The organism is Stenotrophomonas sp. SbOxS2 (genome assembly GCF_013416715.1).
Classification (GTDB): domain Bacteria; phylum Pseudomonadota; class Gammaproteobacteria; order Xanthomonadales; family Xanthomonadaceae; genus Stenotrophomonas; species Stenotrophomonas lactitubi.
In genome coordinates, this window is sequence record NZ_JAAVXD010000001.1 from 347,439 (window position 1) to 362,895 (window position 15,457).

A 15,457-nucleotide genomic window follows, 5' to 3' on the forward strand; every position below is an offset into this window, starting at 1 on the left:
CAGCCCGGCAGCATTATTTGCCCAGCCGGGCGACCAGCGCCTGCAGCGCGTTCTGCGCATCCGGGGCGAACCAGGCCTCGACGAAGCGGTCGAGCTGGATCAGGTCCGGGTGCAGGGCGTCGTGCAGCTCCGCGCGGGCGATGGCCCGGGTCAGCAGCATCGGCTGCCGCGGCTGCTTCAGCAGGTCCTGCAGCCAGGCCACCGCACGGGCCACCACCAGCTCGCCATCAACCAGTTCATCGACCAGGCCGATCTGCAGGGCCTGTTCGGCGGGTACCAGTGCGCCGGTGGCCAGCAGGACGCTGGAGCGGTGTGCGCCCACCGCACGGCGCAACAGGCGCTGGATGCCTTCCGGTGCGATCAGGCCGACCTGCACTTCGTTAAGGCCGATGGCGTACGGGCGCGCCGGATCGGCACTGCGTGCCATCACCCGGTAGTCGCAGCACAGGGCCAGCACGCAGCCGCCGGCCGGTGCATGGCCGGTGATCGCCGCAACCACCGGGATGCGGCTCTCGGCAAGCGTGCGTACCGCGCCGAAGAACGCGTTCCAGGTGTCCAGCAGCTTGTGCTTGTCATCGCCATGCGAGAGCAGGTGCGGCACGTCCATGCCGCCGGTGAAGATACGCTCGCTGCCGGACAGCACGATGCCGTGCGCGTCCTCGGCCATCGCCAGTTCGATGGCATGGATCAACTGCCGGCACAGCTCGGTGTCCAGGGCATTGACCGGCGGCCGCGCCAGCCGCAGTTCGCGGATGGGGCCATGGTTGATCACCTCGATGAGCGTCGTCATGCTGCGGGTCTCGTTGCGAAGAAGGAACCTAGGCGATGATAACCAAACCATGCGTTGGCGTACTGTTCGTGCTGTGTGCGCTTGCAGCATCGGCGTCGGCGGCCGAACAGCGCTGCGTGACGCTGGAACAGGGCTGGGCGCGGATGCCGCCGAATCCAGCGATGCCGATGACCGCTGGCTACGGGACAATCCGCAACGGCTGCAGCAAGGCCGTGACCATCACCGGTGCCAGCAGCGTTGCGTTCGGTGATGTGTCATTGCACGAAACCACGGTGGTGGACGGCATCAGCCGGATGCGCGCGATCGAACGCCTGCCGCTGGCGCCGGGCGCGCGTGCCGAGCTGAAACCTGGCGGCCTGCACCTGATGCTGATGGATGGCAAGGGTGCGCTGAAGGAGGGACAGGCCGTGCCGCTGCGCCTGCAGCTGGAAGGCGGTGGTGAAGCGGGTACGACGCTGACCGTGCGCAAGGCCGCGCCGTAACGCGGCGCTCGTTCCGCCGGGCCATGCCCGGCGAGCGCGCAGCGCGGTGGGGCTTACGACCAGTCGTACGAGAACAGCACCGTGCGGCTTTCCGGTTCGTACAGCATCACGATCGCATCGGCACCGGTGGCGCACCAGTTGTAGCCGGCCACTTCGGCCACGGCGAAGAATTTCCTGCCATCGCGGGTGATGATCGCGCACTCGGCATCGTCCGGCGCATGGCGGTCGTCGGCCGCCTCGGTGAACTCCAGCGCGAAGGCAGCAGGAATCTCCGCGGTTTCAATCCAGTTGCCGGTCGAGATCTGCCCGCCCAGCACATCAAGGTAGGCCTGCTCGCCAGGCTCGCCATCGCCATAGCGCGAATAGCTGGCCAGGCGTCCATGCTGCTGGAAGTACGCGTGTGCCTTGCTGTAGCTCTCACGCATCTCCGTGATGTGCTCCAGCGCGTCGTCGTCCTGCACCTGGTCGCCGATGAAGTAGCCCTCTTCACCGAGGAAACGCATGCGGTTGTCGGCGGTCAATTCAAAGGCGATCCAGTTGATGCCGGTGAACGCGTTGTGGTGTTCTTCGGTGGCTTCGCCGATGCAGCCTTCATAGGGCTCGATCGGACACAGCAGGGTCGCGGCCTGTCCGGCCAGTTCCGGGCGCAGCGCGCCGAGGTCGATCTTCAGCAGCGGCAGCAGGTGCTGGCCAAGCCAGGCCTGGTCAGCGGGGAATACGTCGGCGGGGAAGGGGACCATGCCGGGCAGCAGGTCGCGCAGTTCAGTCTGGTGGATCATGTCAGTCCTTTGATGTGGAACGGTAGCGCCGGGCCATGCCCGGCAGGCCGGTGCCGACCAAGGTCGGCATCTACCAGATGTGTCAGCTCGACGCGTTGCGGATCGCGTCCGGCAGTGGCGCACTCTTGCCGGTCTGCGTGTCCATCCACACCACCACCACGTTGCCGTCCGAATACAGCTTCGACTCATCCTGCTGGTCGACGATGCGATGACCGATGGTCACGCTGCTGTTGCCCAGGCGCTCGACGAACAGCTCGACCAGGATGTCGTTGGGCCACACGATCGGCAACCGGTAGTTGACGTTGGTGGCAGCCACCACCGGTGCGATGCGGTCGGTCATCGACACGCCTTCCACGCCCAGCATCCAGCGCACGCGCGCCTCTTCCAGGTAGGAGATGTACTTGGCGTTGTTGACGTGGCCCATGCTGTCCATGTCACGCCAGCGCACGCTGATCGGAATGCGGGCCAGGATCTTGTGTTCGCTGCTCATCAGGCGTCCTTCTTCTTCTTGGTGCCGGCCGTGGCGGTCTTGCTGGCCTTGCCGGTGCTCTTGGCGGCGGCGGCCTTCTTGGCCGGCTTCTCGGGCTTCACCTTGCGCGGCGGGCGCGCATCGGGCTTGTTGGCCACGGCGGCGGGCTGGTCCGGTCGCGCATTGGTGGACGGCAGCATCCGGGCGAGGAACTGGCCGGTGTACGAATCCGGGCATGCGGCCACGTCTTCCGGCGTGCCGGTCACCAGGATGGTGCCGCCGCGATGACCGCCTTCCGGACCCAGGTCGACGATCCAGTCCGCGGTTTTGATGACGTCCAGATTGTGCTCGATCACCACCACCGTGTTGCCCTCGTCGCGCAGCTTGTGCAGCACGCCGAGCAGCGCTTCGATGTCGTGGAAATGCAGGCCGGTGGTCGGCTCGTCGAGGATGTACAGGGTGCGGCCGGTATCGCGGCGCGACAGTTCCTTGGACAGCTTCACGCGCTGCGCTTCACCGCCGGACAGCGTGGTCGCGCTCTGGCCCAGCTTGATGTAGCTCAGGCCGACATCGACCAGGGTCTCCAGCTTGCGGGCGATGGACGGCACCGGCTCGAACAGCTTCAACGCATCTTCGACGGTCATTTCCAGCACGTCGTTGATGTTGAAGCCCTTGTACAGGATCTCCAGCGTTTCGCGGTTGTAGCGCTTGCCATGGCAGACGTCGCAGGGCACGTACACGTCGGGCAGGAAGTGCATCTCGACCTTGATCAGGCCATCGCCCTGGCAGGCCTCGCAGCGGCCACCACGCACGTTGAAACTGAAGCGGCCCGGCGAATAGCCGCGCGCACGCGATTCGGGCACCTGTGCGAACAGTTCGCGCAGCGGCGTGAACAGGCCGGTGTAGGTGGCCGGGTTCGAGCGCGGGGTACGGCCGATCGGCGACTGGTCGATGTCCACCACCTTGTCGAACAGGTCCAGGCCATCGATCTCCTTGTAAGGGGCGATCGGGTGCGAGGCGCCGTTGATCTCGTTGGCAGCCAGCGAGAACAGGGTGTCGTTGATCAGGGTCGACTTGCCCGAGCCGGACACGCCGGTGACGCAGGTCAGCAGCCCTGCCGGGATGGCCAGGTCCACGCCTTTCAGGTTGTTGCCGGTGGCGCCACGCAGATGCAGCGTCATCTTCGGGTCCGGCTTGTGCCGGCGCGCCGGGATCTTGATCGCGCGCTTGCCCGACAGGTATTGGCCGGTCAGCGAGCGCGGTGCATCGAGGAGGTCCTGCAGGCTGCCCTGGCCGACGATCTCGCCGCCGTGCACGCCCGCGCCCGGACCGATGTCCAGCACGTAATCGGCCAGCCGGATCGCATCTTCGTCATGCTCGACCACGATCACCGTGTTGCCGAGGTCGCGCAGGCGGGTGAGGGTGCCCAGCAGGCGCTCGTTGTCGCGCTGGTGCAGGCCGATGGACGGCTCATCGAGCACGTACATCACGCCCACCAGGCCGGCACCGATCTGGCTGGCCAGGCGGATGCGCTGCGCCTCGCCACCGGACAGGGTGTCGGCCTTGCGCTCCAGTGTCAGGTAATCCAGGCCGACGTCGACCAGGAAGCCGAGGCGTTCACCGATCTCCTTGACGATCTTCGCGGCGATCTCGCCGCGCCAGCCCGGCAGGCTCAGTTCGCTGAAGAACTTCAGCGCTTCATCGATCGGCAGCACCACCAGTTCCGGCAGCGGGCGGTCGGCCACGAACACGTTGCGCGCGGCCTTGTTCAGGCGTGCGCCATTGCACTCGGGGCAGGCATGCTCGCTGATGTACTTGCCGAGCTCTTCCTGCACCGCCGCCGATTCGGTTTCCTTGTAGCGGCGTTCGAGGTTGGGAATGATGCCTTCGAAGCGATGCTTGCGCTGGGTGCGGCCACCGGCCTCGGTGAAGTAGGTGAAGGTGATCGCTTCCTCGCCGCTGCCATACAGCACGGCCTGCTGCACCTTGGCCGGCAGCGAGTTCCACGCCGCGTCGGTGTCGAACTTGTAGTGCTTGGCCAGCGAGGCGATCAACTGGAAGTAATAGGCATTGCGGCGATCCCAGCCGCGCACGGCACCGGCAGCCAGGGAAAGCTCGGGATGCACCACCACGCGCGAGGGATCGAAGAATTCGGCCATGCCCAGCCCGTCGCAGCCGGGGCAGGCGCCCATCGGTGCGTTGAACGAGAACAGGCGCGGTTCCAGTTCGGGCAGCGAGTAGTCGCAGACCGGGCAGGAATACTTGGACGAGAACAGGGTGGGGTTCGCGCTGGCGTCGTCCAGCGACTGCACCGACGCCATGCCATCACCCAGCTTCAGGGCCGTTTCGAAGCTCTCGGCCAGGCGCTGCTTGATGTCTTCGCGCGGGCGGAAGCGATCGATCACCGCTTCGATGGTGTGCTTCTGGCGCAGTGCCAGCGGCGGCACCGCATCGATTTCGTACAGTTCGCCATCGACGCGCACACGCACGAAACCCTGCGCACGCAGCTGGTCGAACACCTGCGCGTGCTCGCCCTTGCGGTCGCGGATCACCGGCGCCAGCAGCATGTAGCGCTGTTCCGGGTCCAGCGTCAGCATGTGGTCGACCATCTGGCTGATCGTCTGCGCTTCCAGCGGATAGCCGTGGTCGGGGCAACGCGGGGTGCCGACACGTGCGTACAGCAGGCGCAGGTAGTCGTAGATCTCGGTGATCGTGCCGACCGTCGAGCGCGGGTTGTGCGAGGTCGACTTCTGCTCGATCGAGATCGCCGGGGACAGGCCTTCGATATGGTCCAGATCCGGCTTTTCCATCACGCTCAGGAACTGCCGCGCATACGCCGACAGGGACTCGACGTAACGCCGCTGGCCCTCGGCATAGATGGTGTCGAACGCCAGCGATGACTTGCCCGAACCGGACAGGCCGGTGATCACGATCAGTTTGTCGCGAGGCAGGTCGAGGTCGATGTTCTTGAGGTTGTGCGTCCGCGCGCCGCGGATGCGGATGAAATCCATCGCCATGGGGAATCCGGTTGTGGGGGCGTGGCTGGGCCGCCGGGCCAGCGAGAGGGCGGCAATCGGTCAGCCTACCGAGGTGACCAGATGGGGGCAATGGGCGACAATGCCAGCCCGGTGTCTCACCTCGTGAGACCGGCGGACAGCTTTGTGTAGCGCCGAGCCATGCTCGGCTGCGTGACCCCGAACCGTTCAGCCGGGCATGGCTCGGCCCTGCAGGGGGGCGCCTGGGCCGTTCAGGGGGTTGACTTGACCCGTCCCCGGTGGTCCACGTACAATTCCGCTCCTGTCCGCCCTCGACGGCGGCAGTCCATAGACCACAATAACTACAGAGGAAGTCTGGTCATGTACGCAGTACTGGTCACCGGCGGTAAGCAATACCGCGTGGCGCAGGGCGAAAAGCTCCGCATTGAAAAGCTCGAAGTCGAAGTCGGCAGCGAGATCAAGTTCGACAACATCCTGCTGCTCGGCGACAGCGATGGCATCAAGATCGGCGACGCCCTGAGCGGCGCTGCGGTCACTGCCACCGTCCTGTCCCAGGGTCGTGCCGACAAGGTCCGGATCATCAAGTTCCGTCGCCGTAAGCACCACATGAAGCGCCAGGGTCACCGTCAGTACTACACCGAAATCGAGATCACCGGCATTGCCGGTGGCAGCAAGTAAGGAGATAGGTCATGGCACATAAAAAAGGCGTAGGCTCTTCGCGCAACGGTCGCGACTCCAACCCGAAGTACCTCGGCGTCAAGATCTTCGGCGGCCAGGCCATCGAAGCCGGCAACATCATCGTGCGTCAGCGCGGCACCCAGTTCCACCCGGGTTCCGGCGTCGGCCTCGGTCGTGACCACACCCTGTTCGCCCTGACGGACGGCAAGGTGGAGTTCACCGTGAAGGGCCCGAAGAAGCGTCGCACTGTCAGCGTCGTCTCGGTCGAAGCCTGATAAGGCAACGGCCGGCGCCCATGCCCCGGCATGGAGACGCTGCATGAAGAGCCCCGCTTCGGCGGGGCTTTTCGTTGGAATCAATGGTAAAACGGGCATCGCCCGGTTGTCGGCCAGCGGCCGGCACTACATCAAGGTGGCGGCGTGCATGCCGCGCCCATCGCAGGCATCGAAACAATGAAACTGGTAGACGAAGCAGAAATCGAAGTGTTCGCCGGCAACGGCGGCAACGGCTGCATTGGCTTCCGTCGCGAGAAGTTCATTCCGCTCGGCGGCCCGGACGGCGGCGACGGCGGTGCGGGCGGCAGCGTGTGGATCCGCGCCGACGAAAACCTCAACACCCTGGTCGACTTCCGCCATGACCGCATCTTCAAGGCGCAGCGCGGCGAGAACGGCATGGGCCGCCAGGCCTATGGCAAGGGCGGCGAAGACATGGTCATTACCGTGCCGGTCGGCACCGTGATCATCAACGTGGCCACCGATGAAATCATCGGCGACCTGACCCAGCATGGCGACCGCCTGCTGGTGGCCAAGGGCGGCCGCGGCGGCCTCGGCAACATGCATTTCAAGAGCTCCACCAACCGCTCGCCGCGCCAGGCGCTGCCGGGTGAGCCGGGTGAAGAGCGCACGCTGAAGCTGGAGTTGAAGCTGCTGGCCGACGTCGGCCTGCTGGGCTTCCCCAATGCCGGCAAGAGCACCCTGATCCGCGCCGTCTCGGCGGCGACGCCGAAGGTGGCCGATTACCCGTTCACCACGCTGTACCCGAACCTAGGTGTGGTGAAGGTGGAAAACTACCGCAGCTTCGTGATCGCCGACATTCCGGGCCTGATCGAAGGTGCGGCCGACGGTGCCGGTCTGGGCGCGCAGTTCCTGCGCCATCTGCAGCGCACCCGCCTGCTGCTGCACCTCGTCGACATCTCGCCGATGGAGGGTGGTGTGGAAGGGGTTTCCCCGGTCGAGCAGGTGCGTGCCATCGAGCGCGAACTGGAAAAGCACGATCCGGAGCTGCTGGCCAAGCCGCGCTGGCTGGTGCTGAACAAGGCCGACCTGATGTTCGAGGACGAGGCCAAGGCCGCCGCCGAGAAGATCGTGGCCGAGCTGGGCTGGAAGGAGCCGTGGTTCCTGGTGTCCGCACTGGGTCGTGAGGGCACGTTCCCGATCATGAGCCGGATCATGGCGTTCTTCGATCGCCAGAAGGAAGACGAGCTCGAGGCGGCCCGCAACGCGCAGTAATGCCTGTTGCGGTTCCCGCGAAAAAACCCGGCTTCGGCCGGGTTTTTTGTGGGTGCCGCTCTTCTGTAGGGCCGAGCCCATGCTCGGCTGCTGTTCGCGCGGCCAGCCGAGCATGGGCTCGGCTCTACAGAAGCGGAGACTGCAGGCAACAAAAAAACCCGGCCGAAGCCGGGCTTTTGCGTGCTGCCGGAGCCGGGGCTCCAGCAACCAACCGGATCAGGCGGCCTGGAGGGCCTTGATGCGGTCGTTCAGGCGGCTCTTGTGGCGAGCAGCCTTGTTCTTGTGGATCAGGCCACGCGCGCTGAAACGATCCAGGATCGGCTGGGCAACGGCGAAGGCGGCTTGAGCGCCGGCGGCATCGTTGGCGTCCAGCGCCTTGATCACTTTCTTGACAGCGGTGCGCAGCATCGAGCGCTGAGCCACGTTGCGCGCGTTGCGCACGACGGTCTGCTTGGCGCGCTTCTTGGCGGACTTGATATTGGCCACGGTGGTGGTTTCCTGAAAAATCGGTGTTATGGGAACAGCAAGCTAGCTAGTATGATGGCGTAAGAAATGTACGTCAAGTCGATTGTCAAGAGGGACGTTGAGTGAGTTCACCCAAGATGTTGCGGGGCCTGCTGTCGTTCAGCAGCATGACCATGGTCTCGCGGGTTCTCGGCCTGGTCCGGGACCAGGTGGTGACCTCGACCTTCGGCACCAACGCCATCACCGATGCTTTCTGGGTCGCCTTCAGGATACCCAATTTCCTGCGCCGGCTGTTCGCCGAGGGCTCCTTTGCCACCGCATTCGTGCCGGTGTTCACCGAGGTGAAGGAAACCCGCAGCCACGCCGAGCTGCGTGAACTGATGGCCCGCACTGCCGGCACCCTGGGCGGCGTGCTGATGCTGGTCACCGCGCTGGCGCTGATCTTCGCGCCGCAGCTGGCGTCGGTCTTCGCCAGTGGCGTCGACACCGACCCTGCCAAGCAGGGCCTGCTGATCGACCTGTTCCGCCTGACCTTCCCGTTCCTGCTGTTCGTCTCGCTGACCGCTCTGGCCGGCGGTGCGCTGAACAGTTTCCAGCGCTTCGCGATGCCGGCGCTGACCCCGGTCATCCTCAACCTGTGCATGATTGCCGGCGCGCTGTGGCTGGCGCCGCGGCTGGGTGGCACACCGGAAAAGCAGATCCTCGCCCTCGGCTGGGCCGTGCTGGCCGCCGGCCTGTTGCAGCTGCTGTTCCAGTTGCCTTCGTTGAAGGGTATCGACCTGCTGACCCTGCCGCGCTGGGGCTGGAACCATCCGGGCGTGCGCAAGGTGATGACGCTGATGGTGCCGACCCTGTTCGGCTCGTCAGTGGCGCAGATCAACCTGCTGCTGGATACCGTCATCGCCGCCAAGCTGACCGATGGCTCGCAGTCCTGGCTGTCGCTGGCCGATCGCTTCCTGGAGCTGCCGTTGGGCGTGTTCGGCGTGGCCCTGGGCACGGTGATCCTGCCGGCGCTGGCCCGGCACCACGTCAGCACCGACCGCGAAGGCTTCTCGCGCTCGCTGGACTGGGGCCTGCGCATGACCCTGCTGATTTCGGTGCCGGCCATGCTCGGCCTGCTGCTGCTGGCCGAGCCGCTGATCTCCACGATCTTCCAGCACGGCCAGTTCACCGCCTTCGACACCCGCATGACGGCGCTGTCGGTGTACGGCCTGAGCTTCGGCCTGCCAGCCTTCGCGCTGCTGAAAGTGGTGCTGCCGGCCTTCTACGCGCGGCAGGACACCAAAACGCCGGTGCGTGCCGGTGTCGCCGCGCTGGTGGCCAACATGGTGTTCAACTTCGCCCTGCTGGCGGTGCTGTACCAGGTGATGGTGCCCGATGAGCTGAAGGCGCAGGGGGTGATGGCCGCCCTCGGCAAGCAGCCGGGCCTGCACCTGGCATTGGGCATCGCCAGTGCGCTGTCCAGTTACCTGAACCTGGGGCTGCTGTGGTACTGGCTGGGCAAGACCGATGTCTACCAGCGGCGTCCCGGCTGGGGCGGTTACCTGCTGCGGCTGCTGGTGGCGTGCACGGCGATGGTCGGCGTGCTGCTGGCCCTGCTGTACTGGCTGCCGGGCTTCTCGTCGATGGGCGTGTGGGAACGGATCGGTGCCCTCGGCCTGCTGGTCGGCGGTGGCGGGTTGACCTATCTGCTGGCAATGGTGGCGATGGGCTTCCGTCCGCGCGACCTGCGCGGGCATTGATCGTGGCTCCCGGCGGCTATACTTCAGGGTTACACCATTGAAACGGCGGGCTTGGGCCGGCCGGAACGAGAGTTGATGAGCAGGCTGTTCAGAAGCGTCGAGGGCGGGGAGCTGTTCCCCAACGGAAGCGTGGTCTGCATCGGTGCATTCGACGGCCTCCACCTGGGCCATCGTGCGCTGGTGCGGCACGCGGTCGCGCGTGCGCGCGCCTTGGGTGTGGCTGCGGTGGCGGTGGCCTTCGAGCCCCTGCCGCGTGAGTTCTTTGCCCAGGGCACGCCGCCGCCGCGGTTGACCCTGGCCCGCAGCAAGGTCGAGATCCTGCACGAACTGGGCGTCGATGCGATCGGCCTGCTGCGCTTCGACGCGGCGATGGCGGCGATGCCGGCCGAAACCTTCGTGCGCCAGCTGCTGGCCCAGCGCCTGAACGCCCGCGAGGTCTGGATCGGGCCGGAGTTCTGTTTCGGCAACCGCCGCCGTGGCGATCTGGCCCTGCTGCAGGCGCTGGGCGCCGAGCTCGGTTTCAGCGCCGGCGAAATCGAAGCGGTCGACCTGCACGGTGATCGCATCTCCAGCACCCGGATCCGCCAGCTGCTGCAGGAAGGCGACTTCGCCCGCGTCGGCGACCTGCTGGGGCGTCCCTACTCGATCAGCGGGCGGGTGGTGCGCGGGCGTCAGCTCGGCCGTACGCTGGGCTTCCCCACTGCCAACCTGCGGTTCCCGAAGACTCCGGCGCTGTCGGGCATCTACGCGACCTGGGTGCACGGGGTGTTCGACCAGCCTTGGCCGTCGGTGTCCAGTTTCGGTACCCGGCCGACCGTGGACGGCGTGGAGCCGCTGCTGGAAGCGCACCTGTTCGATTTCCAGGGCGACCTGTACGGGCGTCACATCGAAGTGGAATTCGTCGCCAAGCTGCGCGATGAAGAGAAATTCAATGATCTGGCGGCGCTGACCGACCAGATGCACCGCGACGCCGAACAGGCGCGTGCCATCCTTTCCGAACATAGATTGCGAGCCACTGCGTGAGCCAGGACTACAAGACCACCCTCAACCTGCCGGCCACCGAATTCCCGATGCGCGGCGACCTGCCCAAGCGCGAGCCGGGCATTCTGGCGCGCTGGGAAGAGCAGGGGCTCTACCAGCAGCTGCGCGACAACGCCGCCGGCCGCCCGCTGTTCGTGCTGCATGACGGTCCGCCGTACGCCAATGCGCGCATCCACCTGGGCCACGCGGTCAACAAGATCCTCAAGGACGTCATCGTCAAGTCGCGCTACCTGGCCGGCTTCGATGCGCCCTACGTGCCGGGCTGGGACTGCCATGGCCTGCCGATCGAAATCGCGGTGGAAAAGAAGTGGGGCAAGGTCGGGGTGAAGCTCGATGCGGTCGAGTTCCGGCAGAAGTGCCGCGAGTTCGCCGAAGAACAGATCGACATCCAGCGTGCCGACTTCAAGCGCCTGGGCGTCACCGGCGACTGGGACAACCCGTACAAGACCCTGAGCTTCGATTTCGAGGCCAACGAGATCCGCGCGTTGTCCAAGATCGTGGCCAACGGCCATCTGCTGCGCGGCGCCAAGCCGGTGTACTGGTGCTTCGACTGCGGTTCGGCGCTGGCCGAAGCCGAGATCGAGTACCACGAGAAGACCTCGCCGGCGATCGACGTGGCCTACGCCGCACGTGATGCGCAGGCGATGGCGCAGGCGTTCGGTGTCAGCCTGCCGGCTGACGTGGAAGTGGCCGTGCCGATCTGGACCACCACTCCGTGGACGCTGCCGGCCTCGCTGGCGGTGTCGCTGGGTGCGGACATCCGCTACGTGCTGGCCGAAGGCCCGGCGCACAACGGCAAGCGCCGTTGGCTGGTGCTGGCCGCGGCCCTGGCCGAGCGGTCGCTGCAGCGCTACGGCGTGGACGCGGTGGTGCTGCATGGTGAAGCTGAAGGTTCGGCGCTGGAAAACCAGCTGCTGGCGCACCCGTTCTACCCGGAGCGCGAGATCCTCGTGCTCAACGGCGAACACGTGTCCGATGAGGACGGTACCGGTGCGGTGCACACTGCGCCCGGCCACGGCCAGGAAGACTACGTGGTCAGCCAGAAGTATGGCTTGCTGGACAAGTACAACGCCGGTCAGATCACCCCGATCGACGGCCGTGGCGTCTACCTGGAATCGACCCCGCCTGCAGGCGACGTGGTGCTGGCTGGCCAGCACCTGTGGAAGGCGCAGGAGGCGATCGTGCAGGTGCTGCGTGACAGCGGCGCACTGCTGGCGTTCGTCGAGATCCGCCACAGCTACCCGCACTGCTGGCGGCACAAGACGCCGGTGGTGTTCCGCGCCACCCCGCAGTGGTTCATCTCGATGGACAAGGCCAACCTGCGCAACGATGCGCTGGCAGCCATCGACACCGTCGGCTGGTTCCCGAGCTGGGGCAAGGCGCGCATCCAGAGCATGGTCGATGGCCGCCCGGACTGGACGATCTCGCGCCAGCGCACCTGGGGCGTGCCGATCGCACTGTTCACCCACCGCCAGACCGGCGAGATCCACCCGCGTTCGGTGGAGCTGATGCAGCAGGTGGCCGACCGCGTTGAAGCCGAAGGCATCGACGTGTGGTACTCGCTGGACGCGGCCGAACTGCTGGGTGCCGAAGCGGCCGACTACGAGAAGGTCACCGACATCCTCGATGTCTGGTTCGATTCCGGCGTGACCCATGAGGCGGTGTTGGCCGCACGTGGCTTCGGCAAGCCGGCCGACCTGTACCTGGAAGGCTCCGACCAGCATCGCGGCTGGTTCCAGTCCTCGCTGCTGACCGGCGTGGCCATCGACAAGCGCGCGCCGTACAAGCAGTGCCTCACCCACGGTTTCACCGTGGACGAGCACGGCCGCAAGATGTCCAAGTCGCTGGGCAACGGCATCGAGCCGCAGGAAATCATGAACAAGCTGGGCGCGGACATCCTGCGCCTGTGGATCGCCTCGGCCGACTACAGCAACGAGATGTCGCTGTCGCAGGAAATCCTCAAGCGCACCGCCGACGCCTACCGTCGCCTGCGCAACACCGCCCGCTTCCTGCTGGGCAACCTGGACGGTTTCGATCCGGCCCAGCACCTGCGCCCGCTCAACGAGATGGTCGCGCTGGACCGCTGGATCGTGCATCGCGCCTGGGAGCTGCAGGAGAAGATCAAGGCGGCGTATGACAACTACGACATGGCCGAGATCGTGCAGCTGCTGCTGAACTTCTGCAGCGTGGACCTGGGTTCGCTGTACCTGGACGTGACCAAGGACCGCCTGTACACGATGCCGACCGATTCGGACGGTCGTCGTTCGGCGCAGAGCGCGATGTACCACATCGCCGAAGCGTTCACCCGCTGGGTGGCGCCGATCCTGACCTTCACCGCCGACGAGCTGTGGGGTTACCTGCCGGGTGACCGTGCCGGCCACGTGCTGTTCACCACCTGGTACGAGGGCCTGGCTCCGCTGCCGGCCGAGGCGCAGCTCAACGCTGCCGACTTCGACCAGCTGCTGGCCGTGCGCGAACAGGTGGCCAAGGTGCTGGAGCCGATGCGCGCCAATGGTGCGATCGGCGCCGCGCTGGAAGCGGAGATCACCATCGCCGCCAGCGAAGAGCAGGCCGCACGCTGGCAGCCGCTGGCCGATGAACTGCGTTTCCTGTTCATCAGCGGTGACGTGCAGGTGCGCCCGGCGACCACCAACGAGGTGTTCGTCAGCGCCCAGCCGACGCAGAAGTCCAAGTGCGTGCGCTGCTGGCACCACCGTGCCGACGTTGGCAGCAATGCCGACCACCCGGAACTGTGTGGCCGCTGCGTGACCAACATCGCCGGTGCCGGCGAAGTGCGGAGCTGGTTCTGATGGCCGCCCCGCGCCCGTATCCGAACGCACTGATCTGGCTGCTGCTGTCGGCAGTCATCATCGGCCTGGACCAGTGGTCGAAGGCCTGGGTGCTGTCGAGCCTGCCGGAGTTCCAGCCGGTGGTGGTCATCGACGGCTTCTGGAACTGGTACCGCACCTACAACACCGGTGCGGCGTTCAGCTTCCTGAGCGACGCCGGTGGCTGGCAGAAGCATTTCTTCACCGTTCTGGCGATCGCCATCAGCGGCCTGATGGCCTGGTGGCTGCGCGCTATCGCCCGTGGCAACTGGAAGGCCGCCGTGCCTTATGCGCTGATCATCGGCGGTGCGATCGGCAACGTGATCGACCGCCAGGTGCATGGCCACGTAGTGGATTTCATCCAGTGGTACGTCGGCGAGCATGTCTGGCCCTCGTTCAACATCGCCGATTCGGCCATCGTGGTGGGTGCCATAGGCATCGCGCTGTTCGGCCTGTTCGACGGCAAGTCCGCCAAAAAGGCGGATAATGCCAACCCGAAACCGTAAGCCGGCCGCTGCCGGGAGACTGAACTGATGGATGTGCTGCTCGCCAACCCGCGTGGTTTCTGTGCCGGTGTCGATCGTGCGATCGAGATCGTCAAGCGCGCGATCGAAACGCTCGGCGCGCCCATCTATGTCCGCCATGAAGTGGTGCACAACCGCTTCGTGGTCGATGACCTGAAGCAGCGCGGCGCGATCTTCGTCGAAGAACTCGACGAAGTGCCGGACAACAACACCGTCATCTTCAGCGCCCATGGCGTTTCCCAGGCCGTGCGCCAGGAAGCCGAGCGTCGTGGCCTGAAGGTGTTCGACGCCACCTGTCCGCTGGTGACCAAGGTTCATTTCGAAGTCGCCCGCCACTGCCGCGCCGGCCGTGACGTGGTGCTGATCGGCCATGCCGGCCATCCGGAAGTGGAAGGCACGATGGGCCAGTGGAACCGCGAAGCGGGCACCGGCCAGATCTACCTGGTCGAGGACGTGGAGCAGGTGGCCACGCTGCAGATCAACCAGCCGGAAAACTTCGCGTACACCACCCAGACCACGCTGTCGGTGGACGACACGCGCGGCATCATCGATGCGCTGCGCGAGCGCTTCCCGGCGATGCAGGGTCCGAAGAACGATGACATCTGCTACGCCACGCAGAACCGCCAGGACGCCGTGCGCGACCTGGCCAAGCGCTGCGACCTGGTGCTGGTGGTCGGTTCTCCCAACAGCTCGAACTCCAACCGACTGAGTGAGCTGGCACGCCGTGAAGGCGTGGAGAGCTACCTGATCGACGGTGCGCACGAGATCGATCCGGCCTGGGTGCTCGGCAAGCAGCATATCGGCGTGACCGCCGGTGCGTCGGCGCCGCAGGTACTGGTCGATGGCGTGCTGGCGCGTCTGGCCGAGCTGGGGGCCAGCGGCGTGGGCGAGCTGGAAGGCGAGCCGGAATCGATGGTGTTCGCGCTGCCGAAGGAACTGCGCCTGCGCCTGGTCGACTGACCGATAGCGCTACGGGTGGGTGCGAACCTTGGTTCGCACGGCTTCGGGATGCATGTCATCCACGCATGGCGTGGATCTACCGATGCGGCTTCCGGTTTATTGCGATGGTGCATCTGGTGGGTGTGAACCTTGGTTCGCACGGCTTCGGGATGCGGCCCGCCCTCGATGTCGCTGCGGTGAGGCTTTGCTGCATCA

At 65.9% G+C, this 15,457-nt stretch carries 15 protein-coding genes; 10 read left to right on the forward strand and 5 right to left on the reverse strand.

Translation table 11 applies throughout. The features are described 5' to 3' along the window. Positions 1 to 13 precede the first annotated feature (13 nt). Positions 14 to 790, reverse strand: coding sequence for an enoyl-CoA hydratase/isomerase family protein (locus HFK18_RS01720; RefSeq protein WP_099821022.1), 777 nt, complete (start codon positions 788 to 790; stop codon positions 14 to 16). 35 nt (positions 791 to 825) lie between these two features. Here HFK18_RS01720 and HFK18_RS01725 point away from each other — a divergent pair, with 35 nt between their 5' ends. Next, on the forward strand, positions 826 to 1,272 hold the full coding sequence (locus tag HFK18_RS01725) for a copper chaperone PCu(A)C (protein ID WP_180163949.1): 447 nt from the start codon (positions 826 to 828) through the stop codon (positions 1,270 to 1,272). A gap of 53 nt (positions 1,273 to 1,325) precedes the next feature. Here the strand turns inward: HFK18_RS01725 and HFK18_RS01730 are convergent, their stop codons facing one another. The 3 genes from HFK18_RS01730 to uvrA form a co-directional block, all read right to left on the reverse strand. Continuing rightward, positions 1,326 to 2,051, reverse strand: a complete 726-nt coding sequence (locus HFK18_RS01730) for an enolase (protein ID WP_180163951.1) — start codon at positions 2,049 to 2,051, stop codon at positions 1,326 to 1,328. Between the two features lie 82 nt (positions 2,052 to 2,133). Continuing rightward, positions 2,134 to 2,541: a thioesterase family protein gene (locus HFK18_RS01735; protein ID WP_099842121.1), complete on the reverse strand. Its 408-nt coding sequence runs from the start codon at positions 2,539 to 2,541 to the stop codon at positions 2,134 to 2,136. Next, complete coding sequence (uvrA, locus tag HFK18_RS01740; protein ID WP_180163953.1) at positions 2,541 to 5,537, reverse strand: excinuclease ABC subunit UvrA; 2,997 nt, start codon at positions 5,535 to 5,537, stop codon at positions 2,541 to 2,543. Before uvrA ends, HFK18_RS01735 begins: the two co-directional genes overlap by 1 nt. A 339-nt stretch (positions 5,538 to 5,876) precedes the next feature. Here uvrA and rplU point away from each other — a divergent pair, with 339 nt between their 5' ends. From rplU to obgE, 4 genes are read left to right on the forward strand one after another with little or no spacing between them, the layout of a single operon-like run. Further along, positions 5,877 to 6,194, forward strand: a complete 318-nt coding sequence (gene rplU, locus HFK18_RS01745; protein ID WP_004148331.1) for a 50S ribosomal protein L21 — start codon at positions 5,877 to 5,879, stop codon at positions 6,192 to 6,194. An 11-nt stretch (positions 6,195 to 6,205) separates the two neighbouring features. Further along, the gene (rpmA, locus tag HFK18_RS01750) at positions 6,206 to 6,469 is read left to right on the forward strand and encodes a 50S ribosomal protein L27 (protein ID WP_089239574.1); all 264 of its coding nucleotides are present in this window, start codon (positions 6,206 to 6,208) and stop codon (positions 6,467 to 6,469) included. Positions 6,470 to 6,512: 43 nt separating this feature from the next. Next, on the forward strand, positions 6,513 to 6,650 hold the full coding sequence (locus HFK18_RS01755; protein WP_157804331.1) for a hypothetical protein: 138 nt from the start codon (positions 6,513 to 6,515) through the stop codon (positions 6,648 to 6,650). Next, a complete protein-coding gene (gene obgE / locus HFK18_RS01760) occupies positions 6,647 to 7,702 on the forward strand; it encodes a GTPase ObgE (RefSeq protein WP_025873852.1) in 1,056 nt (351 codons plus the stop codon). The genes HFK18_RS01755 and obgE overlap by 4 nt, the downstream gene beginning before the upstream one ends. Positions 7,703 to 7,918: 216 nt before the next feature. On the opposite strand, the gene rpsT is transcribed toward obgE, so the two are convergent. Beyond that, positions 7,919 to 8,188, reverse strand: coding sequence for a 30S ribosomal protein S20 (gene rpsT / locus HFK18_RS01765; protein ID WP_025873851.1), 270 nt, complete (start codon positions 8,186 to 8,188; stop codon positions 7,919 to 7,921). 116 nt (positions 8,189 to 8,304) lie between these two features. On the opposite strand from rpsT, the gene murJ reads away from it, so the two are divergent. The 5 genes from murJ (at position 8,305) to ispH (ending at position 15,262) form a co-directional block, all read left to right on the forward strand. Then, entirely contained in the window at positions 8,305 to 9,909 is a 1,605-nt protein-coding gene (gene murJ / locus HFK18_RS01770; RefSeq protein ID WP_099821027.1) for a murein biosynthesis integral membrane protein MurJ, read from the forward strand. Between the two features lie 75 nt (positions 9,910 to 9,984). Then, positions 9,985 to 10,932 (forward strand): bifunctional riboflavin kinase/FAD synthetase, encoded by a 948-nt coding sequence (locus tag HFK18_RS01775; protein ID WP_025873849.1) that lies wholly within the window; start codon positions 9,985 to 9,987, stop codon positions 10,930 to 10,932. Continuing rightward, positions 10,929 to 13,760, forward strand: coding sequence for an isoleucine--tRNA ligase (gene ileS / locus HFK18_RS01780; protein ID WP_180163955.1), 2,832 nt, complete (start codon positions 10,929 to 10,931; stop codon positions 13,758 to 13,760). Before HFK18_RS01775 ends, ileS begins: the two co-directional genes overlap by 4 nt. Then, positions 13,760 to 14,284, forward strand: a complete 525-nt coding sequence (gene lspA / locus HFK18_RS01785) for a signal peptidase II (protein ID WP_180163957.1) — start codon at positions 13,760 to 13,762, stop codon at positions 14,282 to 14,284. Before ileS ends, lspA begins: the two co-directional genes overlap by 1 nt. A gap of 27 nt (positions 14,285 to 14,311) precedes the next feature. Continuing rightward, a complete protein-coding gene (ispH, locus tag HFK18_RS01790) occupies positions 14,312 to 15,262 on the forward strand; it encodes a 4-hydroxy-3-methylbut-2-enyl diphosphate reductase (RefSeq protein ID WP_180163959.1) in 951 nt (316 codons plus the stop codon). Positions 15,263 to 15,457: the final 195 nt, after the last annotated feature.